The following is a 23,122-nucleotide window of genomic DNA, read 5'->3' on the forward strand; positions in this document are numbered from 1 at the left end:
CTTGCCCGCCATGCTCGATCAACCCCGCAGCCTCGGCACGCCATGTTCGTCGCGGTCCTCGAACACCGCCTCGTCCGCGATCTGCTGGTGCAGCTCGCGCGCCGGCAGCGGCGTCACCGCTTCGCCGCGCCCGGCGGCGAGCGCATTGGCATGGCACTGGCGTGCCCGGGCGTCGTCGCCGGCTGCGGCATAGCCGTGGCCCAGGGCCTCCCAGACGTCCGCGCCCCCGCCCTGTGCCAGTGCGCGGTGCAGGTACGCCTCGGCCTGTGGCCAGTCGCCACTGGCCTGCGACAACCGCGCCAGCGTCAGCAGCAGCGCCGGGCTGGCCGGGTGTGCGTTGAGCCAGGCCGCCGACTGCGCGCGACGGTGCTCGATGCGACCGACCGGCAACAGACCGTAGCGGGTGGCCAGCGCCTCGTCCCAGCGCGTGTCGAGCGCGTGCTCGATGCTGCCGGTCGCGGCCTCTTCCCAGCCGAACGCGGCGGCGCGCGCGGCATAGGCGCCGACCACGGCCGGTTCGGCCTTCAATGCCTTGGGCAGCGCGTCCCAGCGCTCGGCCAGCGCGTTGGCATCCGCCGCCTCGCGCAACGAAGCTTCGGCCCAGACCAGCTCGCGTTCGGCGAGCACCGCCTCGGGCCAGGCATGCTGCTGGCGCAACGCGCCGAGCAGCCCCCAGGCCTGCGCCGCCTGGCCGCTGCTGCCCAGTGCCTCGGCACGCAAGGCCAGTCCCCGCGGCGGCAGCGGCTGCGCCGCCGGCGCGTCGAGCGCGACCAGCGCATCGGTCGGGCGCTGGTCGCGTAGCGCTAGTTCGGCCGACGCGATCGCGCGCGAGGCGGGGTGGCGCTCGTCGAATGCCTCCAGGTGCGCGCGCGCGGCGGCCGCGTCCCCGCGCGCCAGTGCGGCCTCGGCCGCGCCGATGCGGGCGGCCGCCTCCACTCGTTCGTCTTCGGCGGCCTGCGCCAGCAGCTTTTCCGCGCGCGTCCAGTGGCCCTGGTGCAGGGCGTCGAAGCCGTCGCCGACGCGGGTGCGCGCCTGGGTGTCGCGATGCCTGCCCCAGGCGCGGAACGGCAGCGACAGCAGCGCCCACAGCAGCCACAGCGCGAACGCGGCGGCGAACAACAGCGCCGCCCCCACCAGAACGGTGGTGGTGTAGTCGTAGCCGCGCCAGCGCACCAGCACGTATCCCGGGTCCTGCGACAGCAGCAGTTGCGCGACCAGGGCGCCGGCCAGGGCCAGCACCAGCCACAGCAGCAGGTTGCGGAACAGGTTCATCGTGGGCTCCTTCTATCGGTTGGGCCCATCGGCCCGCGCCCCAGCCTCGCGCGGACGGCGTTGAGGCCGTGTGCAGTGCCTGAACGGTCGCTCAGCGGGCGCTGCGCTGCCGCCGCAACTGGACGAGCGTCGAGCCGAGCGCGGGCAGTTCGACCGTCAGCGGGCGCTCGCGCAGCGCCTGCAGCGCCCGACGCTGGCGCACGCGCTCGGCCGAGTCGGGCCACAGCCGCAGCAGCCAGCCGTCGGCGCGGGCCAGCGCCGCACGATAGCCGGCCTCGTCGCGACGCTCGATCGCGGCCTGGGCCAGGGTCAGCTCCAGCTGCAGCGCGGCCAGGCCGGCGGCGCGATCGGCCGGATCGACCGCGACCGCAGCCGCGCTGGGCCGCACGTCGACGACCTTCGAGAACGCGCGCTCCCACCACGCGGGGGCGGGGTCGGCAGCCGGCGCCTGCCGCGGCAGCGCGGGCAGGGCGGCGGCGAACGCCTCGAGGCGGCCCGCCGCGAGCGCCTTCGGATCCTCGCCCAGGGCCTCCAGCGCGGCGCGCTCCTGTGCCAGCGCCTGGCGCAGATCGAGCCAGGCCGGATCCGCCACGCCATCGAGCAGTTGCGCGGCCAGGGCGTAGGCGCGGCGGGCGCCGTCGGCGTCGCCCGCGAGCTGCAGCCGCTGCTGGCCCTGCGCCAGCAGCAGTTCCACTTCGTCCAGGCGCAGCGCCTGCGCGGCGTTGCGCTCGGGGTCGGCGAGGCGCTGCACGCTCTCCTCGAGCAAGGCCGCGCGCTGGCCCAGGCCGATCAGTTCCTCGCGCAGCAGGCGATTGGTCGCCTCGGCCTGTTGCAGCCGCGCGGTCTGCGCGCGCTGGTCGCGACGCAGCGATGCGACGCGCTCCTCCAGAGATTCGATGCGCTGGCGATCGGCCTGCGCAGCCTGCGTCCGCGCGTCCAGGGTCGCGTTCCAGCGCTGCCAGCCGACGAATCCGACCGGCACCAGCACCAGCAGCGCGAGCACCAGCAGCCACGCGAGGTTGGCGCCGCGTCGTCTGCGTGGCGGGGCGGGGGCAGGGAGGTCGCTCATCGACGCGGCGGGCGGTGCGGTGCGGGGATGCTATCCGATGCCCTAGAACGTCGCGCAGGGGCGAGACCGGCCGCGGCCAGCAGCGAGCGCGGTCGCGCATCGGCGGCGACCCGCACGTCGGCGAAGCCCGATGTGCGCGCCAGCTGCGCCAGCCGTTCGCTGGCGGCGAGCACGCGGGCGCGCCCGAGTCGTGGCAGCAGGTCGGCGGGCAGCGCATCGAGGGTCATTCGCAGCGCCTCGCCGCTGCTCAGCGCCAGGCACAAGGGGGCATCGAGCGAACGCAGGCGCGCCAGGGCCCGTGGGGTCGGCGTTACGGGAATGCGCGTGTACACCTCTGCGCGGAAGATGCGCGCTCCGCGTTGCGCCAACGCGGGCGCGATCAGGTCGCGTCCGCCCGGCGCGGTGACCAGCCCGACGCGGCGCCCGCGCACCGTGCCCAGCGCGGGCAGCGCCAACAGACCCTCGCTGTCCATGCGCTCGGGTGCGGCGACGTCGGCGACCCCGGCGCGATGCAGCGCGGAGGCCGTGCCCGCGCCCACTGCCAGCCAGGCCTGTCCGCGCCGGGCGCGCAGGCGCTGCAGCGCGGTGGCCGCGCGCACCGCGGCCGGGCTGGTGAACAACACGATGTCCGCACGCAGCGCCTCGCGCAGCGCCGCCCGCGCCGCGGCATCGCGGCGCGGCTCGATCCGCCACGGCGACAGCGCCAGCACGCGCGCGCCGTGTGCGGCAGCGGCGCGACGCATCGGCGCATGGTTGCCGACGGGTCGCAGCGAGATCACGTAGCATTCGCGCAGCTTCGGCGTGGCGGCATCCGGCGACATGGTCGCCAGCTTGGTGCCTGGCCCCGCACGCCGCAAGCGGTCCGCTCCCCTCCTGCCGGTGCTTCCCCGCATGACCGAACTCCCGGACGACGCCCTGCGCGCCATGGAAGCGCAACTGCTCGCCATGCCCCCGGCGCGCGCGCTGGGGTTGCGCATCGCCGGCTGTGCGCACGACCGCCTCCGGCTCGAGGCGCCGCTCGCGGCCAACGTCAACGACAAGGGCAGCGCGTTCGGCGGCAGCCTGGTGTCGCTGATGACGCTCGCGGCCTGGAGCCTGACCACGATGAAGATCGAACAGGCGGGATTGCGTGCCGATGTCTATGTCGCCGATTCCCAGGTGCGCTACCTGACGCCGCTGCTCGCGGACCTGCGCGCCGAGGCGTGGCTCGACGAGGCGGCGTCCTGGGACACCTTCCTCGCCACCTTGCGCAGCCGCGGCCGGGCGCGGGCCACACTGGACTCGCACGTGCTGCTGCCCGACGGCGGCGTCGCCACCCAGGCGCGTTCGCGCTATGCCGCGATCCTCAAGCCGGACTGAGGCCGCGCCCCGCCTGCCGCGCCGGCGGACTGCTAGCATGGCGTCAGCGAAACCGGGGAGCAGGTCGATGCGGCGATGGCGGCAAGGGTGGATGGCGTGCGCGATCGTGTTGCTGCTCGCGGGCTGCGCCAGTACCGGCAAACAGATGTCGGCGCTCGAACGCGCCCAGTACACGTTCTCCGCGGCGATCCGCTGGGGCGATTTCGAGGGCGCATGGAACCTGGTCGATCCCGTGTACCGCGATGCGCATCCGATGAGCGAGCTGCAGTTCGAGCGCTACAAGCAGGTGCAGGTCTCGCATTATCGCGACCTCGCTTCCAGCCCGGGCGAGACCGAGGCACTACGCGAGATCGAGATCGGCGTGATCAACCGCCACACCATGGCCGAGCGCACGATGCGCTATACCGAGCAGTGGCGCTACGACGCGGAGAAGAAGGCGTGGTGGATCACCGGGGGGCTGCCGGATTTCTGGGCGGGGGAGTGAGCGGATTGACGGGCTGATCGCGCGTTCTCTTTCGATCGAGGCGGCGGTCGCGCCAGATCTGGCTGGCCTTTGCAAGGATTGAAATGGCAACAGCTTCCGCTCGCCGCAGGCGGACGGAAGCTCTTGATTCTCATGACATGGCAAGGCGCGTCGAAAGCTGCCCCCGATTGGCTAGGGCTGTGGTCGAGGCTGCTGACAGCCAGGGCAGCGGCCAGCTCCGCCCACGCCCCGCCCCTGTGCGACAATCCCGTCCCCTCCCGCACCGCCGATCCGCCGTGGACTTCCAGGAACTGCTGGCCTTCGCCGGCCGCCAACAGATGCTGTCGCTGATCTTCGTCGGGCTGACGGGCGGCATCATCCTGAACGAGATCTTCGGCCTGTTGCGCCCGTTCAAGGCGGTGCGTCCGGCCGAGGTCACCGCGCTGGTCAACCGCGACAACGCGCTGGTGGTCGACCTGCGTCCGATCGCGGACTTCGACAAGGGCCACATCCCCGGTTCGAAGAACGTGCAGATGAGCCAGTTCGACCCCGAGAACAAGAAGCTCGCGGCGGCGAAAGCGCTGCCGGTGGTGCTGGTGTGCAAGACCGGCTACACCGCCGGCGATGCGGCCAAGCGCCTGAAGAAGGCCGGTTTCGAGAAGGTCTACATCCTCGAAGGCGGCATCGGCGGCTGGCAGCAGGCCGACCTGCCGCTGGCCAAGGGACGTGGCTGAGCCCGAAGTGCGATAATCGCCCCCTTTCCGAACCAGATACCGGAGCAGTCCCAGGATGTCCGAGCAAGCCCTCAATGGCGGCGCCGTACCGGCGCAGCAGCCCAACGGTCCGCAGTTCAGCGTCGAGAAGATCTACGTCAAGGACGTCTCGTTCGAGTCGCCCAAGGCGCCGCACGTCTTCAACGAGCAGAACGCTCCCCAGATCAACATGAACCTGAACCAGCGCGTGCAGCGCCTGGGCGAGAACGCGTTCGAGGTGGTACTCGGCGTCACCCTGACCTGCACCGCCGGCGAAGGCGAAGGCAATTCGGTCTACATGGTCGAGGTGCAGCAGGCGGGCGTGTTCGGTCTGACCGGCTTCGAGCCGAACGTGACCGACGCCCTGCTCGGCACGCAGTGCCCGAACGTGCTGTATCCGTACGCGCGGCAGCTGATCGGCGACCTGATCCAGGCCGGCGGCTTCGCCCCGTTCCTGCTGCAGCCGATCAACTTCGACGCGCTGTACGCGGAAGGCCTGCGCCAGCGCCAGTCGCAGCAGGCAGCCGGCAACGGCGACCTGGCCAGCAGCGAGACGGCCGGCAACGCCTGAGCCATGGCGACCCCGGCCGACTCGGTCGCGGTCCTCGGTGCCGGATCCTGGGGCACCGCGCTTGCGGCGCTGATCGCGCGCCACGGGTTCCCCACCACGCTGTGGGGCCGTGACGCCGCGGTCGCCGAGGCGATCGACCAGCGCCACGAGAACCCGCGCTATCTCCCCGGCATCCCGTTGCCGGCATCGCTGCGCGCCACCACCGACCTCGCCGCCGCGCTTCGCGGGGTCGACCTGGTGCTGGTGGTGGTGCCCTCGCACGCGTTCACGCAGACCCTGCAGGCGCTGGCGCCGCTGCGCCCGGCGCAGGCCGGCGTGGCCTGGGCGGCGAAGGGATTCGAACCGGGGTCGGGGCGGTTCCTGCACGAGGTCGCGACCGACGTGCTGGGCGAGGACGTGCCGCTGGCGGTGGTCACCGGGCCTTCGTTCGCGAAGGAGGTCGCGCAGGGCCTGCCGACCGCGCTGACCGTGCAGGGCGACGATGCGGCGTTCGTGCAGCAGGTGGCCGACGTGCTGCACGGCCCGGAGTTCCGCGCCTACACCGGCAGCGACATGCGCGGCGCGGAGCTGGGCGGGGCGATGAAGAACGTGCTGGCGGTGGCGACCGGCGTCGCCGACGGCATGGAGCTCGGCCTCAACGCGCGCACCGGCCTGATTACCCGCGGCCTCAACGAGATGCTGCGGCTCAACGCCGCGATCGGCGGCCGCCCGGAGACGCTGATGGGCCTGGCCGGCCTCGGCGACCTGGTGCTGACCTGCACCGGCGACCTCTCGCGCAACCGCCGCCTGGGCCTGGCGCTGGGGCGCGGCAAGCGCGTGGACGAGGCGGTGCGCGAGATCGGACAGGTGGTCGAATCGGTACAGACCGCCGACGAGGTGATGCGCCTGGCCGAGCGCCACGGGATCGAGCTTCCGATCTCCAGCAACGTCCGCGCCGTATTGCATGGCGACATCACGCCAGCCGAGGGTCTTGCGCGGTTGATGGCGCGCGAGCGCAAGGCGGAGTACCCGCAGGCGCTGTTCGACTAGATGCTTTTCGACTCGGCCTGGTCCATCGCGTTCGGGTCAATAGGCGTTCGCAAGGTATGCGGAAGCGTCATCCTGGTCCCTTTTCCATGTGCAGCGCGAGGCGTGTGGTGGTGCACGAGGCGCCGGGTACGGGCGCCCTTGTGGACGAATGTCCCCCGGCAACGGCCGCCGGCCGTCGCCTCCTCCTTGATTTCGTCCCCTAAGGACGCCCGCACCCGACGTCACGAATGCGCGGCGACTCGAAATAGCGGCGATCCCGTTCGCACGTAGCCCGGGTAAGCGAAGCGCACCCGGGAGTCGGAAACTGGCCATCCAGCGCAACGTTGTGCTTCGAACCGCGGCTTGGCGGATACCCTCCGCAAGCCTGGTCCGTGGTGGTCGGCAGGCCTTCGCGGCGAAATCGAGGAGGAGGCATCCGTGGCAGCGGATGCCGGAGGACATTCGCCGCGAAGGCCTGCCGACCACGGACTGACCCGTCAGGTCGCAACGAGGTGCAAAGAAGCGCGGACCGAAGCCTCCACGCTTCCGCCTGCATGCCTCGTGATACGTGCGAAAGAGCAAAAAAACCCGGCCGTTGCCGGCCGGGCCAGGGTGCGACGTCGGGAGAGAGGGAGGGGCGACGTCGCTTTACAGCTCTGTATCGTGTTGCCAGTGCTTCCTCAACAGTTGGGGTCGCACGCGCGCTTTGCCAACCTTTACCAGGTAAATCGCGGACCGACGAACCAGGCGGTGTCGCCGTCGCTGAACTTCACGTCGCCGTTGAGGCCCCAGTTCTGGTTGAACTTCACGGTGGCGCCGAGGCGGCCGTAGAAGTCGCCATCCGTCTGGTCGCCGTCTTCGTAGCCGGCCAGCGCATAACCCTCGAAGTTGCTGGTGAGCGCGCCGCGGGCGCCGGCCTCGACGCTCCAGCCATCGGCGTCGCCGAGACTGCCGAAGTCGACCTTCTCGTAGGCCACGCGGGTCAGCAGGTCGGCGCGCGGCGAGATCTCGTGGTTGTAGCCCAGGCCGACGCGCCACTGGTCGGCATCGATGCCGGTGCCGTCGAACTCCTGGTTGGTGTAGTCGCCGAACACGTGAAAATTGGGGTGGAACGCGATCGAGGCGCGCGCACCGAAACCGTCGGCGTCGGGCAGGCCGTCGCTGAGGTTGGTGGCGGCGTAGCCGGCCTCGACGTAGTTGTAGGACACGCCGTCGGCGGCGGAGGCAGCGAACGGCACGGCGGCGGCAACGGCCAGTGCCAGCAGGAAGGGACGCTTCATCGGGGATTGCCTCTTTTTCTAGTTTTGGTGGAGACCGCGCCCGGGTGGAGAGGGAGGGGATTGACCGTCGGGGAAAACGGTTCCACCCGGGGCGGCACGCGCATTCTGGGCAAGTCGCCGCAACCGGAACTGAATACTGAACTGATCGGTTCAGGAACTTTCTGGAATCGATCTGGTCTGCGCGGATCCCCACGGGGACACTGGCGGCGCAGGCGCGCTGAACGTCGTGGGACGCCCCGGGCTCCTCGGGCCGGGGCTCAGGCGCCGCCGGGGAAACCGAGCTGACGCCAGGCTTCGAACGCGACGACGGCCACCGCGTTGGACAGGTTGAGGCTGCGATTGCCCGGCTGCATGGGCAGACGCAGGCGATGCTCCGGCGCAATGCGCGCGAGCAGGTCGTCGGGCAGGCCGCGCGTTTCGGGCCCGAACAGGAAGGCGTCTCCCGCCGCGTAGCGCGGCGCGTCGTAGCGCACGCTGTTGCGCGTGCTCAGCGCAAACAGGCGCGGCGGCGAAATCGCGGCGAGAGCGTCTTCGAGCGAATCGTGCACGCGCAGGGTCGCGTACTCGTGGTAGTCGAGCCCGGCGCGACGCAGGTCGCGGTCGTCGAGGCCGAAGCCGAGCGGCCGCACCAGGTGCAGCCGGGCGCCTGTGTTCGCGCAGAGCCGGATCGCGTTGCCGGTATTGGGCGGGATCTCGGGCTGGTAGAGCAGCAGGTCGAACACGGGGTGGCCGGTCGCGGCATTGCGCGCATTGTCGCGCAGGTGGCCACGGTGCGGATCACCACGCCACTGGCGCACCCGTCCAGTCGAAGAAGCGCCCGCTGTCGGCGGGCGTCGCGCCGGCGACGACCCGCAGCAGGCCGGCGACCGCCTCGGCCGGTTCGAGTTCGGCTCCGGTTCCCCCCATCTCGGTGCGGACCCAGCCGGGATGCAGCGCGATCACGGCAATGGCGCGCTCGGCCAGGGCCCGTGCCAGCAGCACGGTCGCCATGTTCTGCGCGGCCTTGCTGAGGTTGTAGCTGGGCGTGCCGAAGCGTTTCGTCGCGGCGATCGAGCCCAGTTCCGACGACAGGTTGACCACTTTCGCGCCATCGGCCAGCAGCGGCGCCAGTGCCTGGGTCAGCAGCAGCGGGCCCAGGGCGTTGATGCGGAAGCTGTCCTCGAAGTTCGCCGCCGTCAGCGTGCCGAAGCGCTCGCCCGAATGCAGCACGCCGGCATTGTTGACCAGCAGATCGATGCGGCCGGGCGCGCCCGCGTCGTCTTCGCCCAGCACCAGCGGCAGTTCGCGCGCGAGTTCGGCCTGGGACTTCGGGTCGGCCACGTCCAGCGGCAGCACGTGCAGCCGCCCGGGGTGCTCGCCGGCCAGGGTGTTGAGCGCGGTGGCCTTGCCCGGGCGCCGGCAGGCGGCCACCACGCGATCGCCGGCGGCGAGCAACTGGCGGACGAATTCCAGGCCGAGGCCGCGGTTGGCGCCGGTGACGAGGGCATGGCGGTCGGGCATGGGCGCAGTCTCCGTCGGCGCGGGTGCAGGTGGCGTCGTCGCCGGGCGGCCGTGCCGGGACTTTCGGCCCGGGGGCGGCTGCGCCGGCTCGACTACCATGCCATGCATCCACCCGCACCAGGATTCCCGCATGCCCACCGCCCTTGCCTCGCTCAGCCGTCCCGCACGCCTCGCGCTGCTGTCGATCGCCCTCGGCCTTGGGCTGGGAGGCGGGCTGGTCGCGTTGCCCGCGCTCGCCGCGAACGAGGCCCCGGTCGACATTCCCTTCGAGACCTTCACCCTGCCCAACGGCCTGCGGGTGGTGGTCCATACCGACCGCAAGGCGCCGATCGTCGCGGTCAACATCTGGTACCACGTCGGCAGCAAGGACGAACCGGCCGGGCGCAGCGGCTTCGCGCACCTGTTCGAGCACCTGATGTTCCAGCGCAGCGAACACCACGACGGCGAGTTCTTCGACCCGTTCCGCGCCGTGGGCGCCACCGACCAGAACGGCACCACCAACACCGACCGCACCAACTACTTCCAGAACGTGCCCACCACCGCGCTCGACATGGCGCTGTGGATGGAATCCGACCGCATGGGCCACCTGCTCGGCGCGATCGACCAGGCCGCGCTCGACGAACAGCGCGGCGTGGTCCAGAACGAGAAGCGCCAGGGTGAGAACCAGCCCTACGGCCAGGTGTGGGAGAAGCTGACCCGCGCGCTGTATCCCGCGGAGCATCCTTACGGCCACAGCGTCATCGGGTCCATGAACGACCTCAACGCCGCGTCGCTCGACGACGTGAAGCAGTGGTTCCACGCCTGGTACGGCCCCAACAACGCGGTGCTGGTGCTGGCCGGCGACATCGACGCGGCCACCGCGAAGGACAAGGTGGCGAAGTACTTCGGCCACATCCCCGCTGGCCCGACCATGGCACAGCCGGAGACCGACGTCGGCAAGCGCGCGGCCACTACCCGCGAGGTGATGCAGGACAAGGTGCCGCAGCCGCGCATCTACCGCGTCTGGAACGTGCCGCCGGCCGGCAGCGTCGAGCTCGACCGCCTGCAGGTGCTGGGTTACGTGCTCGGCGGCGCGAAGTCGTCCCGCCTCGACACGCGCCTGCTGCACGGCGAGAAGCTGGTCGACAACATCAGCGCGATGGCCGGCGCCTCGCAGCTGGGTTCGAACTTCTACATCGTCGCCACGGTCAAGGACGGCGTCGACCCTGCACGGGTCGAGGCGATCATCGACGAGGAGATCGCCAGGCTGGTCGCCGAGGGCCCCACCGCGGACGAACTCGAGCGCGCCCGCACCATGATCCGCGCCGGCTTCATCCGCGGCATCGAGCGCATCGGCGGCTTCGGCGGCAAGGCCGACGTGCTGGCCGAATGCACCGTGTACGAAGGTGATCCGGGCTGCTTCCGCGACCAGCTCGCCAACGTCGAGGCGGCCAGCGCCCGCGACCTGATGGCGGTCGGCGCGCGATGGCTGGCCGAGGGCAGCCACACCATCGTGGTCGAGCCGGGCGAGCGCACTGCGCTGGCCGAGGAGCCGGCCGGCACGCCGGCGCCGTTCGACCTGCCCGATCCGGATCCGAAGTACGCCACCACCCCGAGCGCGGTCGACCGCAGCCTCGGCGTGCCGAAGACCACGCGCTTTCCCGAACTCAAGTTCCCTTCGCTGCAGCGCGCGAACCTGAAGAACGGCACCCGGGTGATCCTCGCCGAGCGCCACGAGATCCCGGTGGTGCAGGTCAGCTACGAATTCAACGGTGGCTACGGGAGCGATCCCGACGGCAAGGATGGCGTGGCCGATTTCGCCATGGAACTGCTCGACGAGGGCGCGGCGGGCATCGGCTCGCTGGTGTTCGCCAGCCGCGCCGAAGCGCTCGGCGCCAGCCTCGGCGCCGGCGCCTCGCAGGACGGCGGCAACGCCTACCTCTCCGCGCTCAAGGAGAACCTCGACCCGTCGCTGGCGCTGTTCGCCGACATGGTGCGGCGGCCGAACTTCGACCCGGCCGAGATCGAACGCGTCCGGGCCACCTGGATCGCCGGCATCCGCCAGCAGAAGGCGCAGCCGGCGGGCATGGCGATGCGGGTGCTGCCGGCGCTGCTCTACGGACAGACCCATCCCTACGGCGCGCCCGGCAGCGGCACCGAGGCCTCGATCGCCGCGCTCGGCCGCGACGACCTGCTCGCCTTCCATCGCCAGTGGGTGCGCCCGGAGCACGCCACGCTGATCGTCGTCGGCGATACCACGCTGGCCGAGATCGTGCCGGCGCTGGAGCGCCATTTCGGCGACTGGGCCGGCGAAGGCGTCGCGCCGGAGGCGGTGGACCTGCCGCAGGTCGCGCTGCCGGAGGCGCCGCGGGTGTTTCTGATCGACCAGCCCGGCGCGGTGCAGGCCAACATCTTCGCGGCGCAGGTGGTGCCGTCGACCAAGGACCCGGGTGCGGTGCGGCTGGAGATGGCCAATGGCGTGATCGGTGGCGACTTCACCGCGCGCCTGAACATGAACCTGCGCGAGGACAAACACTGGTCCTACGGCGCCCGCAGTTCCCTCGGTGGCGCGCTGGGCCAGCGACGCTGGATGGTTTCGGCGCCGGTGCAGATCGACAAGACCGGCGAGTCGCTGGCGGAGATCCAGCGCGAACTGGCGCAGTTCGCCAGCGGGCAGCGGCCGCCGAGCGAGGCCGAGGTCGAACGCGTGCGCGCGATCCAGACCCTGAGCCTGCCCGGTGCCTACGAAACCGCGTGGTCGGTGATGAACACGATCGGCGGCATCGTCCGCTTCGATCGGCCCGACGACTACGTGTTCAGGCGCAAGGCCGAGGTCGAATCGATCACCCCGGCGCAGGTGGCCGAGGCCGCCAGGACCTTCCGTCCCGAGGCCCTGACCTGGGTGGTGGTCGGCGACCTCGAGCAGACCGAGGCGCCGGTACGCGCGCTGGGCCTGGGCGAGGTGCAGGTGATCGACGCCGATGGGGAGCCCGCCCGGCCCGAGTGACCCGAGCGCGCGATGGCAGGCGGGCCGGGCCCGTGGGCGAAGACAATGAATGGAGGCGTTACCCGCTTGTCGCCACCCACACCCACGCCCCGCGAGGCCCGCCACAATGGCGGGCGTAGCGCTTTCCCTACCGAGGTGATCCCGATGCGCGTCCTGCTGTCCGCCGTTCTGCTGTCCGCGTTGTCCGCCTGCACCTGGGTGCACATGGCCCCCGGGGCCGGAGCCGTGAAGGTGGTCTCCGGCCCGCCGACCGGCTGCGAGAAGCGGGGCGAGGTCGAGGTCTCCGTCAAGCACAGCATCGCCTTCATCGAGCGCAACCCGATCAAGGTCCGCGACGAGCTCGAGACCCTGGCCCGCAATGAGGCCCCGGGCCTGCAGGCCGACACCATCCACCCGCTGGCCGATCCGGCCGGCGGCAGCCAGCGCTTCGCCGCCTGGCGCTGCGCCCGCTGACCGCTGCCGGGAGAGGGCCTGGGGCATAGAGGCGCGGAACTGCTGCGATCCCGCACCGCGCCTGCGGCGCGGTCCCCATCCGCCTTCGGCACCTTCCACCCGTAAAGGGCGCAATGCCCCGCAAGCGGGGGAAGGGACAGGGCATCGGGTGTAACTCCCTCTCCCGCTTGCGGGAGAGGGCTGGGGTGAGGGTCGGAGTCGCCGCGACCCTGTCCGACCGCGCTCCTGAACCCGCCGTCCCGGCCTGCCCGGCATCCGGTTCAGCCAGTTCCATGCGTCCGGGTCCCGAAGGCGCTAATCTATACGGCTCCGTCTTGTCCCCCGGCGCCACGCCCATGCTCTTCCAACACGTCGCCATCGCCGGCCTGGCCCATATCGACGCGCCGCGTCGGCTGTCTTCCGCGGAGATCAACGCCCGCCTGAAGCCGACCCTGGACCGCCTCGGGATCAAGACCGACGTGCTCGGCGACATCGCCGGCATCCATTCGCGCTACCTGTGGGACGAAGGCGTGCAGGCGTCCGAGGTCGCGACCCTGGCCGGCGTCAAGGCGCTGGCCGATGCCGGCATCGACCCGGACAAGGTCGGCCTGCTGGTCAACACCTCGGTCAGCCGCGACTACCTCGAGCCGTCCACCGCCAGCATTGTTTCCGGCAACCTGGGGCTGCCCGACACCTGCCAGAACTTCGACGTCGCCAACGCCTGCCTGGCCTTCATCAACGGCATGGACATCGCCAGCCGCATGATCGAGCGCGGCGAGATCGACTACGCCCTGATCGTCGACGGCGAGACCGCCGACCTGGCCTACGAAAAGACCCTCGAACGCCTGACCAGCGCCGACGCCACCGAGGAGCAGTTCCGCAACGAACTGGCCACCCTGACCCTCGGCTCCGGCGCCGCGGCGATGGTGATGGCGCGCGCCGAACTCGCCCCCGGCGCGCCGCGTTACCGCGGCGGCGTGACCCGCGCCGCGACCGAGTGGAACAAGCTGTGCCGCGGCAACCTGGACGGCATGGTCACCGATACCCGGATGCTGCTGATCGAGGGCATCAAGCTGTCGCAGAAGACCTTCGGCGCCGCCAAGCTGGCGCTGGGCTGGGTGGTGGAGGAACTCGACCAGTTCGTCATCCACCAGGTCAGCAAGGTCCACACCGCCGCCTTCACCAAGGCCATCGGCATCGACCCGAAGAAGGTCATGACCATCTTCGGCGAGCACGGCAACATCGGCCCGGCCTCGGTGCCGATCGTGCTCAGCAAGCTGCGCGAAATGGGCCGGCTGAAGAAGGGCGACCGCGTGGCCCTGCTGGGCATCGGTTCCGGCCTGAACTGCTCGATGGCCGAGGTGGTCTGGTAACGCCCCCTGCCACGAGGGTCTGACGCGAGGGCCGGTCTGTCCGGCCCTTGTCGTGTCCGGGGATGGCACAGGAAGTTTTCTTTCTCGCCGCCTCACTCGAAACTTGGGAAAAAAAGTGTTACTTATCTTTCCTTGACCCGGCGATTTGCCGCTGCAAGGAAAGATAGACATGCCTGAACGGACCACGGGCCACTATGTCACCGGCTCGCTTGCCGGTAGCCGCTACCAGGCTTTTGTTCCCGATCCGCTGCCCCCCGTACCGCCACTGGACTTCTCCAGTGCCGACCTGGTGGCACGCAAGGAACGCGCCGACCAGGCGCTTGGCCGGCTTGATGGCACCACCCTGATGCTGCCGGACCCGGAACTGTTCCTGTACCAGTACGTGCGCAAGGAGGCACTGCTGTCTTCGCAGATCGAGGGCACCCAGTCCTCGCTGTCGGACCTGCTGCTGTTCGAGGCCGACGCCGCGCCGGGGGTGCCGATCGACGACGTGGAGGAGGTTTCCAACTACGTGGCCGCGCTCAAGCACGGCCTGCGCCGCCTGCGCGAGGACGACTTTCCCCTGTCGTTGCGCCTGATCCGCGAGATGCACGCCCTGCTGCTGAGCGGTGGTCGCGGCGCCACCAAGCAGCCGGGCGAGTTCCGCAAGGGACAAGTCTGGGTCGGCGGCGCGTCGCCGGCCCTGGCGCACTTCGTGCCGCCACCGCCAGAGGCCCTGCCCGATGCCCTGGCGGCGCTGGAGAGATTCCTGCACGAACCACCCGAACGCATGCCGCCGCTGGTGAAGGCGGCGTTGGCCCACGTGCAGTTCGAAACGATCCATCCCTTCGGCGACGGCAATGGCCGGCTCGGTCGCCTGTTGATCGCGCTGATCCTGTGCAACGAAGGCGTCATGCGCGAACCCAGCCTGTACCTCAGCCTGTACTTCAAGCGACGGCGCGCGGACTACTACGACAGGTTGAACAGCGTGCGCGTGCAAGGCGACTGGGAAGGCTGGCTGGGCTTTTTCCTCGACGGCGTCGCCGAAACCGCGCAACAGGCGGTGGACACCGCACAACGTTTGTTGGCACTGCTGGCACACGACCGCGCGCGGATCGCCGCACTGGGTAATCGCGCAGGCAACATCAGCCTGGTGTTCGATCAGTTTGCACGCCGCGTGGTGCTGAGCGTGCCGCAGGCTGTGCCACAGATCCCGCTCAGTCCGCCCACCATCCGCGCCGCCGTGCGAGCGCTGCAGGACCTGGAGATCGTCAACGAGGTCACCGGTCAGCAAAGGCACCGGGTGTTCGCCTACAGTCAATACCTGGACATCCTCAGCGAGGGGGCGCAGCCGCTCTGACAGCGTCCCGGCACATGTCGAAACTGCTCTCAACGATCTCTCGCGCCTGCGCCGGGTCAGTGGCAGTGGTCGTGCGCGAGACCTTCAAGGACCTGTCCAAGGGCTGCGCTCGCAGCCACAACCTGGCATTCGTACCTGAGTTCGAGATCGAGTCACCGGCTAAGGGAGCGCCGGTATGTGGACGGCGCGCCGCACGCGGTGTTTGACGCGCACGGGTCCTTTGAAAGGAAGGTTTCGCGCAGGCTCAATGCGCTCCGCAGCACCGCTTGTGCTTCTTCCCGCTGCCGCAGGGGCAGGGGTCGTTGCGGCCCGGCGACGCGTCGCGCCGGATCGGCTCGCGCGGGGTCAGCGCCTCCACCCGGTGGTGGTTGAGGTCGGCCAGCATGCCGGGCAGGCTGGAAACGATCGACAGGCGTTCGCGGTAGGCGAGCGGCGTGGCCGCGGCGGTCGGGTCGTCCGGGTCCATGACCTCGCCGCTGGCCAGGCGGTCGAGGAAGTCGAAGATCTCTTCCATCCAGTCGTTCTCGTCCAGCCAGCGGTCCCACTCGGACTCGCGCAGCGCCACGCCTTCGAAGAAGCCCAGCGCCCAGTCGTGGCCGACGTCGAGTTCGTCCTCGCGCAGTGCCTCCTCGCCGGTGAGCTCCGGATCCTCGGGCAGCCACATCAGCGGCGCCAGGTGGTCGGGCAGGCTGTCCTCGCCGTGGCGCACGCGCGCGGCGCACATGTTCCAGTGGGCCGCGAGCAGTTGCTGCACCTGCGTGGCCTCCTCGGGACTGTCCCAGCGCGGCGGCTTGCCGCCCCAGACCACTGGTTCCCATTCGTCCTGCGGCACCGGTGACGGCGACACCGCCAGGGCCGACAGGAATCCATCCAGCGCTTCGAGGTTGAATCCCTTGAACGGGACGGCCCGCTGCTCGAGCAGTTCGGACAGGCGCTCGATCTGCTCGTCGTCGAGGAAGGGCGGAGGCGTGGCAGGCAGGGACATGACGGCAGGCGGTGGGGTGAGGCGTGCATGGTAGTCCCTGCAGGTCGCGGGCCTTCGCTTGCGCCTGGTGGCGAACGTCCGAAGCCTGGCGCCTGCGCGAGGAAGCGCGAGGAAGAAGGCGAAGGGCGCCACCGGGTGCAACCGGTGCGCGGAGGCCCCGCATCCGCGACGGCCCGCGGCGTTGGGGAGCGGGTCGCGCCTGAATACGCGCCTACCCGAGCAGTTCCCCGCGTAGGAGCGGCTTCAGCCGCGACTCCCCGCCACCTCCGCGGGAGGGGCTTCAACCGCGACGCACGATGCCGCGAACCGATGCCGGGCGGCATGCGTCCGCCGGCGCTCCGGTCGACGCCATCGCCTCGCCCAGCGCATTGCCCACCAGAATCACGCCTGGCGGTCCGGAGGCGAGGGCGTCGGCGTCGGCGGCCAGGTCGCGCAAGGTGGTGAGCAGGCGGCGTTCGCCGGGCTGGCTCGCGGCCAGGACCACGGCTGCGGGCGTGTCTGACGGCAGGTGTCGCAGCAGCGATCGGGCCAGCGATTCGATGCGGCGCATGCCCATGTAGATCGCGAGCGTGGTGCCGGTCGCGCACAGCGCGGCCCAGTCGGGTTCGCCGTGGTCGGCGGTGTGGGCGGTGACGAAGCTGATGCCGTGGCAATGTTCGCGATGGGTGAGCGAGATGCCCAGCGAGGCCGCGGCGGCGAACGCGGCGCTGACGCCATTGATGATGGTCACCGGCACGCCGGCGGCGCGCAGGAAGGCGATCTCCTCGCCGGCGCGGCCGAACAGCAGCGCGTCGCCGCCCTTCACCCGCACCACGCGCAGGCCCTGCAGCGCGTAACGGCGCATCAGCCGGCAGATGAAGGCCTGCGGCGTGGAGCGGCAGCCACCGCGCTTGCCCACGCGCACCACGCGCGCACGCGGCGCGAGCTCGACGATGCCCGGATCCACCAGTTCGTCGAGCAGTAGCACTTCGGCCGCGGCCAACGCGCGCACCGCCTTGAGGGTGAGCAGTTCGAGATCGCCGGGACCTGCCGACAGCAGCACCACGTCGGCGGGAATGCGGCACGACGCATTCGGGTCGTTGCTGGCGGGCATGCTCATCGGGGCCTCCGGGGTGGACGGGACGTCAGGCATGGGTCGATTCGCGTGCCAGGCGCGCGAGTTGCGGCAGGCAGGAGCCGCAGACCGTGCCGCAGCCGAGTAGCTCCTTGAGCGCGGGCACGTCGGCGCCGCCCTGCACGGCAGTGCGGATCGCCGATTCGGTGACCTGGCGACACACGCACACCACCGGGTCGCGTGCGAGGACGGCCGATGCCGAGAACGCGGCCAGGCGCGGGCCCTGCCAGGTGCCGCCGGCGAGCGCGGCGCGCAACAGCGCCTCGCCACCGGGCTGCGCATCGGCCCAGAGCAGGCCGTCGATGAGGTTCGCTTCGTGCGCGCTGCGCCAGGCGACACGCTTGAGCAGGCCGCGGCGCGCATCGCGGTATTCCAGCGTGTGGGGACCTGGTGCGAGGCAGAGCGCGGTTTCGAGTGACTCCATCCATGCGGACGGCATCGCCTCCGTTGCCGCGGCGCGCATGACCAGCCAGGCACCGCCGTCCTGCGAGGCGGGATCCGCATGCAGCGAGACGCCGGCGTAGCCGCAGTCCTTCAGCAGCGGCTGCAGTGCCGCGCGCAGCGCCAGCGCATCGCCACGACGTGCGGCCAGCAGGTGCCAGCCGAACTCCGCTTTTTCCACCCGCACCGCCGCGTGCTTGAGCTCCGGCTGGCGCGAGCGCGCGTCCACTGCGGGCAGGCTGACCTCGTTGATGCCGCCACTGGACAGGTGCTGCCCGCTCCAGTGCATCGCCGCGAATACCGTGCCGGAGCCGACTTCGTCGGACAGTTCCAGCGGCAGCACCAGTTCGCCGCGCTTGCTGGCGATGCGCACCAGCACGCCGGCCTCGAGCCCGCGCCGCGCGGCGTCCTCCGGATGCATGCGCAGGCCGGGCTCCGGGCTGTGCGCGAACAGCTGCGGCACGCGGCCGGTGCGCGACATGCCGTGCCACTGGTCGCGCAGGCGGCCGGTGAGCAGGCGCAGCGGGAAGCGCGCGGAAGTCTGTTCGGCCACCGGCTTGTAGGGCGTGACGTGGAAGCGCGCGCGTGCGTCGGGCGTGGCGAACCGGCCATCGGTGTAACGGCGCGCCTCGCCGGTCGCGTGTCCTGCGGGGAATGGCCACTGCTGCGGACCGTCGCGTTCCAGTCGCGCGTAGTCGAGCCCGCCGATGTCGAGGTCGCGGCCGACGGTCAGCATGCGGTGTTCGTCGAAGATCGGTTCCGGCGCGTCGGCCTCGAACAGCGGCGCGGCGCCCGGCGCGGCCAGTCGCGCCTCGATCCGTCGCGCGACCTCGCGCGCGATCCACCAGTCCGGCTTCGCCTGGCCGGGTGCGGGGACCGCGGCGCGCACGCGCGAGATGCGGCGCTCGGAATTGGTCACCGTGCCGTCCTTCTCGCCCCAGCTGGCGGCCGGCAGCAGTGCGTCGGCGAACGGCACGGTGTCGGTGTCGGCGAACGCCTCCTGCACGATCACGTACTCGGCGCGCCGCAGCGCGTCGCGCACGTGGCCGATGTCGGGCATCGAGTGCGCGGGATTGGTGCAGGCGATCCAGACCGCCTTGACCTTGCCGCCGTGCAGGGCTTCGAACAGGTCCACCGCCGCCAGGCCGGGGCGCGGCGAGAGGCTGCCCGGCGCGAGTTGCCACAACGTTTCGACTTCGGCGCGATGCGTGTCGTCGGTGATCTCGCGGTGCGCGGCCAGCATCGTCGCCATGCCGCCGACCTCGCGCCCGCCCATCGCGTTCGGTTGCCCGGTGAGCGAGAACGGCCCGGCCCCCGGCCGGCCGAGCTGGCGCGTGGCCAGGTGCAGGTGGATCAGCGCCAGGTTCTTGTCGGTGCCGTGCGCGGACTGGTTCAGCCCCATGCAGTACAGCGACAGCGCGGCCGGGCTGCGGCCGAACCACTCCGCGGCGGTGATCAGATCCTGCGCCGGCACGCCGCAGATCTCGGCGGACATGCGCGGCGTGTACTCGCGCAGCACCGCCTTGAGTTCGCCGAAACCGGTGGTGTGCGCGTCGATGAATCCCTGGTCGAGCAGTCCTTCCCACACCAGGTGGTGGAGCATGCCGTTGAACAGCGCCACGTCGGTGCCCGGCTGGATCGCCAGGTGCAGGTCGGCCATCGCCGCGGTGTCGGTGCGGCGCGGGTCGACCACGATCCAGCGCACGTCCGGATCGCGCGCCTTCGCGTCTTCCAGCCGGCGGAACAGCACCGGATGCGCATAGGCCGCGTTGCTGCCGGCGAACAGCACGGTCTTCGCGTGTTCGAGGTCGTCGTAGCAGGTCGGCGGGCCGTCGGCGCCGAAGGCGAGCTTGTAGCCGGTGACCGCGCTGGACATGCACAGGCGCGAATTGGTGTCGATGTTGTTGGTGCCGAGCAGGCCCTTGGCCAGCTTGTTGAAGACGTAGTAGTCCTCCGTCAGCAGCTGGCCGGAGAGATAGAAGGCGACGGAATCGGGGCCATGGCGCTCGACGATGCGCGACAGGCGCTCGGCCACGGTGTCCAGCGCCAGGCCCCAGTCGACCGGGCGGCGCGGTTCGCCGCGCGTGCTGCGCAGTTGCGGCTGCAGCACGCGGCCCTGCAGGCTGCGTGCGCTGTCGGCGAGCGCCAGTCCCTTGCTGCACAGGCGGCCGAAGTTCGCCGGATGCCGTGGATCGCCCTCCACCGACACGATGCGGTCGCTACCGGACGCGTCGTGTTCGCTGTGGACGATCACGCCGCAGCCCACGCCGCAGTAGCAGCAGGTCGAACGCGTGCTGCGGCGTTCGACCGGCAGGCCCGCGGCGCCGGTGCCGTCCATCAGGCGACGGCCGCCTCGGCGGCGCCCGCGTCGACCTGCGCCATCGACACCAGCGACAGCCACACGAAGCCGCCACGCAGTTCCACTGCGTAGCGCCGCGCGCAGCCCACGTCCGGCGCGCACGCCTGGCCGCTGTCGAGCGCGATGTTCCAGCCGTGCAGGGGGCAGGTCACGCTGTCACCGCTGACGATGCCCTGCGAGAGCGGACCGCCCTTGTGCGGACAGCGGTCCGCCAGCGCGAACACGCGGTCGGCGGCGGGGCGGAACAGGGCGATGTCGTCGCCGCCTTCGCACTGCAGGACGCGCGCGCCCAGCACGGGGATCTCGTCGATGGGGCACACGCGCACCCAGGCGTCGATGCCGGACATGTTCAGTCCTCCAGTGCGACGGCGATCGGCCGCGCGAGTTTCAGTGGCGTGTACTCGCGCGGCGTGCCGCCGGCGATACGCGCGGCCCAGGGATCGGGCAGGCCTTCGAGCGCGAACAGCAGGCGCTCGAACAGCGCGCGGCGGCTGGCCGCGTCCTCGACCACCTTCTGCTTCACGTACTCCAGGCCGACCCGCTCGATGTAGTGCACGGTGCGGTCGAGGTAGTAGGCCTCCTCGCGGTAGAGCTGCAGGAACGCCCCGGTGTATTCCTTCACCTCCTCGGCGGTCCTGACCTTGCACAGGAAGCGCGCGACTTCGGTCTTGATCCCGCCGTTGCCGCCGACGTGCAGTTCCCAGCCCGAATCCACCGCGATGATGCCCACGTCCTTGATGCCGGATTCGGCGCAGTTGCGTGGACAGCCGGAGACCGCCAGCTTTACCTTGTGCGGGCTCCACATGTTGGCCAGCATCGTTTCGAGATCGATGCCCATCTGGGTGCTGTTCTGGGTGCCGAAGCGGCAGAACTCGCTGCCCACGCAGGTCTTCACCGTGCGGATGGACTTGCCGTAGGCGTGGCCGGACTTCATCCCGAGGTCCTTCCACACGCCGACCAGGTCCTCCTTCTTCACCCCGAGCAGGTCGATGCGCTGGCCGCCGGTGACCTTGACCATCGGCACCGCGTACTTGTCGGCGACATCCGCGATGCGGCGCAGTTCGCCGGCATTGGTCACGCCGCCCTTCATCTGCGGGATCACCGAGAACGTGCCGTCCTTCTGGATGTTGGCGTGCGCGCGCTCGTTGATGAAGCGGCTCTGCGGATCGTCCACCGCCTCGCGCGGCCAGGTGGAGAGCATGTAGTAGTTGATCGCCGGCCGGCAGGTCGCGCAGCCGTTGGGCGTGCGCCATTCCATGAAGGCGTAGGCCTGGGCGTGGTTGACCAGGTGGTGCTCGCGGATCGCCTGGCGCACTTCGGCGTGGGTGCGGTCGGTGCAGCCGCACACCGCCTTGGTCTTCGGCGTTTCCTGGAAGTTCGAGCCCAGGCAGTTCATCAGGATCTGCTCGACCAGGCCGGTGCACGAGCCGCAGGAACTCGCCGCCTTGGTGTGCTTTTTCACGTCGTCGACGGTGAACAGGCCCTGCTCGCGCACCGCCTTGACGATCGTGCCCTTGCACACGCCGTTGCAGCCGCAGACTTCGTCGGCGTCGGCCATGCTCGCGGCCCGGTCCTGGCCGCCGGTGCCGCTGTCGCCCAGCGCGGTCTCGCCGAAGGCCAGGGTGTCGCGGCGGTCGCCGATGAGGCTGCCGTCCTTGATCTGGCGGAAGTACCAGGCGCCGTCGCCGGTGTCGCCGTACAGGCAGGCGCCGATCAGTTTGTCGTCGCGGATGACGAGCTTCTTGTACAGGCCGCCGGCCGGGTCGGAGAGCACGATCTCCTCGGTGCCGTCGCCGCCCATGAACTCGCCGGCCGAGAACAGGTCGATGCCGGTGACCTTCAGCTTGGTCGAGACCGACGAGCCCTTGTAGATGCCGATGCCGTAGGTCGCCAGGTGGTTGGCGCAGATCTTCGCCTGTTCGAACAGCGGCGCGACCAGGCCGTAGGCGACGCCGCGATGGGCCGCGCATTCGCCGACCGCGTACACGCGCGGATCGAACGTCTGCAGCGTGTCGTTGACCACGATGCCGCGGTTGCAGTGGATCCCGGCGGCCTGCGCCAGCGTGGTGTTGGGACGGATGCCGGCGGCCATCACCACCAGGTCGGCCGGCACCTGTTCGCCATCGGAGAAGCGGACGCCGACGACTTCGCCGGCCTCGTTGCCGAGGATCTCGGTGGTCGAGGTGTTGAGCCGGAACGCCAGCCCGCGCTGCGCCAGGGATTTTTCCAGCAGCGCGCCGGCGACCGGATCGAGCTGGCGCTCGAGCAGCCAGCCGGCGAGGTGCACCACGGTCACGTCCATGCCGCGCAGCTTCAGTCCGTTCGCCGCTTCCAGTCCGAGCAGGCCACCGCCGATCACCACCGCGTGCTTCTTGACCTTGGCGGTGTCGATCATGGTGCGGGTGTCGTGGATGTCGCGGTAGCCGATCACGCCCTTCAGGTCCTTGCCCGGCACCGGCAGGATGAAGGGCACCGATCCGGTCGCCAGCAGCAGGCGGTCGTACTCGGCTTCGGTGCCGTCGCTGGCGATGACCTTGCGGCGCACGCGATCGATCCGCGCGACTTCCTTGCCCAGGTGCAGGGTGATGCCGTGCTCGGCGTACCACGACAGCGGGTTGAGCACGATCTCGTCGAAGTCCTGCTCGCCGGCCAGCACCGGCGACAGCAGGATGCGGTTGTAGTTCGGGTGCGGCTCGGCCCCGAACACGGTGATCTGGTACATGTCCGGCTGCAGCTTGAGCAGTTCCTCGAGCGTGCGAATGCCGGCCATGCCGTTGCCGACCACCACCAGGCGTGGTTGCTTCATCGTGGGGTCCCGG

General features: G+C 70.6%; 20 protein-coding genes. 9 read left to right on the forward strand and 11 right to left on the reverse strand.

Annotated elements, in window-relative coordinates:
- Positions 1 to 18: 18 nt before the first annotated feature.
- The 3 genes from JMO03_RS12070 to JMO03_RS12080 form a co-directional block, all read right to left on the reverse strand.
- Positions 19 to 1,272 (reverse strand): heme biosynthesis protein HemY, encoded by a 1,254-nt coding sequence (locus JMO03_RS12070; protein WP_202843632.1) that lies wholly within the window; start codon positions 1,270 to 1,272, stop codon positions 19 to 21.
- A 91-nt stretch (positions 1,273 to 1,363) separates the two neighbouring features.
- A complete protein-coding gene (locus JMO03_RS12075) occupies positions 1,364 to 2,341 on the reverse strand; it encodes a uroporphyrinogen-III C-methyltransferase (protein WP_202843633.1) in 978 nt (325 codons plus the stop codon).
- Complete coding sequence (locus JMO03_RS12080; protein ID WP_202843634.1) at positions 2,338 to 3,162, reverse strand: uroporphyrinogen-III synthase; 825 nt, start codon at positions 3,160 to 3,162, stop codon at positions 2,338 to 2,340. The genes JMO03_RS12075 and JMO03_RS12080 overlap by 4 nt, the downstream gene beginning before the upstream one ends.
- Before the next feature lie 70 nt (positions 3,163 to 3,232).
- Here JMO03_RS12080 and JMO03_RS12085 point away from each other — a divergent pair, with 70 nt between their 5' ends.
- The 5 genes from JMO03_RS12085 (at position 3,233) to JMO03_RS12105 (ending at position 6,515) form a co-directional block, all read left to right on the forward strand.
- Positions 3,233 to 3,700: a YiiD C-terminal domain-containing protein gene (locus JMO03_RS12085; RefSeq protein WP_202843635.1), complete on the forward strand. Its 468-nt coding sequence runs from the start codon at positions 3,233 to 3,235 to the stop codon at positions 3,698 to 3,700.
- Between the two features lie 91 nt (positions 3,701 to 3,791).
- A complete protein-coding gene (locus JMO03_RS12090; RefSeq protein ID WP_238346127.1) occupies positions 3,792 to 4,184 on the forward strand; it encodes a hypothetical protein in 393 nt (130 codons plus the stop codon).
- Between the two features lie 275 nt (positions 4,185 to 4,459).
- A complete protein-coding gene (locus JMO03_RS12095; RefSeq protein ID WP_202843638.1) occupies positions 4,460 to 4,897 on the forward strand; it encodes a rhodanese-like domain-containing protein in 438 nt (145 codons plus the stop codon).
- 55 nt (positions 4,898 to 4,952) lie between these two features.
- Positions 4,953 to 5,486, forward strand: coding sequence for a protein-export chaperone SecB (gene secB / locus JMO03_RS12100; RefSeq protein WP_202843640.1), 534 nt, complete (start codon positions 4,953 to 4,955; stop codon positions 5,484 to 5,486).
- Positions 5,487 to 5,489: 3 nt separating this feature from the next.
- Positions 5,490 to 6,515, forward strand: a complete 1,026-nt coding sequence (locus tag JMO03_RS12105; protein ID WP_202843642.1) for an NAD(P)H-dependent glycerol-3-phosphate dehydrogenase — start codon at positions 5,490 to 5,492, stop codon at positions 6,513 to 6,515.
- A gap of 695 nt (positions 6,516 to 7,210) precedes the next feature.
- Here JMO03_RS12105 and JMO03_RS12110 read toward each other — a convergent pair.
- The 3 genes from JMO03_RS12110 to JMO03_RS12120 all read right to left on the reverse strand — a co-directional run bounded on the left by JMO03_RS12110 (position 7,211) and on the right by JMO03_RS12120 (position 9,274).
- Complete coding sequence (locus JMO03_RS12110) at positions 7,211 to 7,774, reverse strand: outer membrane beta-barrel protein (RefSeq protein WP_202843643.1); 564 nt, start codon at positions 7,772 to 7,774, stop codon at positions 7,211 to 7,213.
- A 257-nt stretch (positions 7,775 to 8,031) separates the two neighbouring features.
- Positions 8,032 to 8,535 carry a tRNA (cytidine(34)-2'-O)-methyltransferase gene (locus JMO03_RS12115; RefSeq protein WP_202843875.1) on the reverse strand — a complete coding sequence of 168 codons (504 nt, stop codon included), beginning with the start codon at positions 8,533 to 8,535 and terminating at the stop codon, positions 8,032 to 8,034.
- Positions 8,536 to 8,551: 16 nt separating this feature from the next.
- On the reverse strand, positions 8,552 to 9,274 hold the full coding sequence (locus JMO03_RS12120; RefSeq protein WP_202843645.1) for an SDR family oxidoreductase: 723 nt from the start codon (positions 9,272 to 9,274) through the stop codon (positions 8,552 to 8,554).
- Between the two features lie 130 nt (positions 9,275 to 9,404).
- Here JMO03_RS12120 and JMO03_RS12125 point away from each other — a divergent pair, with 130 nt between their 5' ends.
- The 4 genes from JMO03_RS12125 (at position 9,405) to JMO03_RS12140 (ending at position 15,404) form a co-directional block, all read left to right on the forward strand.
- Positions 9,405 to 12,260, forward strand: coding sequence for a M16 family metallopeptidase (locus tag JMO03_RS12125; RefSeq protein WP_202843647.1), 2,856 nt, complete (start codon positions 9,405 to 9,407; stop codon positions 12,258 to 12,260).
- A gap of 144 nt (positions 12,261 to 12,404) precedes the next feature.
- On the forward strand, positions 12,405 to 12,713 hold the full coding sequence (locus tag JMO03_RS12130; RefSeq protein WP_202843649.1) for a DUF4156 domain-containing protein: 309 nt from the start codon (positions 12,405 to 12,407) through the stop codon (positions 12,711 to 12,713).
- A gap of 335 nt (positions 12,714 to 13,048) precedes the next feature.
- Positions 13,049 to 14,065: a 3-oxoacyl-ACP synthase III gene (locus JMO03_RS12135; protein ID WP_202843651.1), complete on the forward strand. Its 1,017-nt coding sequence runs from the start codon at positions 13,049 to 13,051 to the stop codon at positions 14,063 to 14,065.
- Positions 14,066 to 14,234: 169 nt separating this feature from the next.
- Positions 14,235 to 15,404: a Fic family protein gene (locus tag JMO03_RS12140; RefSeq protein WP_202843653.1), complete on the forward strand. Its 1,170-nt coding sequence runs from the start codon at positions 14,235 to 14,237 to the stop codon at positions 15,402 to 15,404.
- Positions 15,405 to 15,648: 244 nt separating this feature from the next.
- Here the strand turns inward: JMO03_RS12140 and JMO03_RS12145 are convergent, their stop codons facing one another.
- The 5 genes from JMO03_RS12145 to nirB form a co-directional block, all read right to left on the reverse strand.
- On the reverse strand, positions 15,649 to 16,389 hold the full coding sequence (locus JMO03_RS12145) for a UPF0149 family protein (RefSeq protein ID WP_202843655.1): 741 nt from the start codon (positions 16,387 to 16,389) through the stop codon (positions 15,649 to 15,651).
- Between the two features lie 280 nt (positions 16,390 to 16,669).
- Entirely contained in the window at positions 16,670 to 17,434 is a 765-nt protein-coding gene (gene cobA / locus JMO03_RS12150; RefSeq protein WP_202843876.1) for a uroporphyrinogen-III C-methyltransferase, read from the reverse strand.
- A 79-nt stretch (positions 17,435 to 17,513) separates the two neighbouring features.
- A complete protein-coding gene (locus tag JMO03_RS12155) occupies positions 17,514 to 20,282 on the reverse strand; it encodes a nitrate reductase (RefSeq protein ID WP_202843657.1) in 2,769 nt (922 codons plus the stop codon).
- Entirely contained in the window at positions 20,282 to 20,650 is a 369-nt protein-coding gene (gene nirD / locus JMO03_RS12160; protein ID WP_425491837.1) for a nitrite reductase small subunit NirD, read from the reverse strand. Before nirD ends, JMO03_RS12155 begins: the two co-directional genes overlap by 1 nt.
- 2 nt (positions 20,651 to 20,652) lie before the next feature.
- A complete protein-coding gene (gene nirB, locus JMO03_RS12165) occupies positions 20,653 to 23,109 on the reverse strand; it encodes a nitrite reductase large subunit NirB (protein ID WP_202843659.1) in 2,457 nt (818 codons plus the stop codon).
- Positions 23,110 to 23,122: the final 13 nt, after the last annotated feature.

The sequence above is a fragment of the Luteimonas saliphila genome (assembly GCF_016774335.1).
Taxonomy (GTDB): domain Bacteria; phylum Pseudomonadota; class Gammaproteobacteria; order Xanthomonadales; family Xanthomonadaceae; genus Luteimonas; species Luteimonas saliphila.

Bases quoted from the DNA above. Each gene is read 5' to 3' on its own strand.
- JMO03_RS12120 (WP_202843645.1), bottom strand. From the start codon at position 9,274: ATGCCCGACCGCCATGCCCTCGTCACCGGCGCCAACCGCGGCCTCGGC.
- JMO03_RS12125 (WP_202843647.1), top strand. From the start codon at position 9,405: ATGCCCACCGCCCTTGCCTCGCTCAGCCGTCCCGCACGCCTCGCGCTG.
- JMO03_RS12085 (WP_202843635.1), top strand. From the start codon at position 3,233: ATGACCGAACTCCCGGACGACGCCCTGCGCGCCATGGAAGCGCAACTG.
- JMO03_RS12110 (WP_202843643.1), bottom strand. From the start codon at position 7,774: ATGAAGCGTCCCTTCCTGCTGGCACTGGCCGTTGCCGCCGCCGTGCCG.
- JMO03_RS12080 (WP_202843634.1), bottom strand. From the start codon at position 3,162: ATGTCGCCGGATGCCGCCACGCCGAAGCTGCGCGAATGCTACGTGATC.
- JMO03_RS12105 (WP_202843642.1), top strand. From the start codon at position 5,490: ATGGCGACCCCGGCCGACTCGGTCGCGGTCCTCGGTGCCGGATCCTGG.
- JMO03_RS12130 (WP_202843649.1), top strand. From the start codon at position 12,405: ATGCGCGTCCTGCTGTCCGCCGTTCTGCTGTCCGCGTTGTCCGCCTGC.
- secB (WP_202843640.1), top strand. From the start codon at position 4,953: ATGTCCGAGCAAGCCCTCAATGGCGGCGCCGTACCGGCGCAGCAGCCC.
- JMO03_RS12135 (WP_202843651.1), top strand. From the start codon at position 13,049: ATGCTCTTCCAACACGTCGCCATCGCCGGCCTGGCCCATATCGACGCG.
- nirD (WP_425491837.1), bottom strand. From the start codon at position 20,650: ATGTCCGGCATCGACGCCTGGGTGCGCGTGTGCCCCATCGACGAGATC.
- JMO03_RS12145 (WP_202843655.1), bottom strand. From the start codon at position 16,389: ATGTCCCTGCCTGCCACGCCTCCGCCCTTCCTCGACGACGAGCAGATC.
- JMO03_RS12090 (WP_238346127.1), top strand. From the start codon at position 3,792: ATGGCGTGCGCGATCGTGTTGCTGCTCGCGGGCTGCGCCAGTACCGGC.
- JMO03_RS12075 (WP_202843633.1), bottom strand. From the start codon at position 2,341: ATGAGCGACCTCCCTGCCCCCGCCCCGCCACGCAGACGACGCGGCGCC.
- JMO03_RS12140 (WP_202843653.1), top strand. From the start codon at position 14,235: ATGCCTGAACGGACCACGGGCCACTATGTCACCGGCTCGCTTGCCGGT.
- JMO03_RS12155 (WP_202843657.1), bottom strand. From the start codon at position 20,282: ATGGACGGCACCGGCGCCGCGGGCCTGCCGGTCGAACGCCGCAGCACG.
- nirB (WP_202843659.1), bottom strand. From the start codon at position 23,109: ATGAAGCAACCACGCCTGGTGGTGGTCGGCAACGGCATGGCCGGCATT.
- JMO03_RS12070 (WP_202843632.1), bottom strand. From the start codon at position 1,272: ATGAACCTGTTCCGCAACCTGCTGCTGTGGCTGGTGCTGGCCCTGGCC.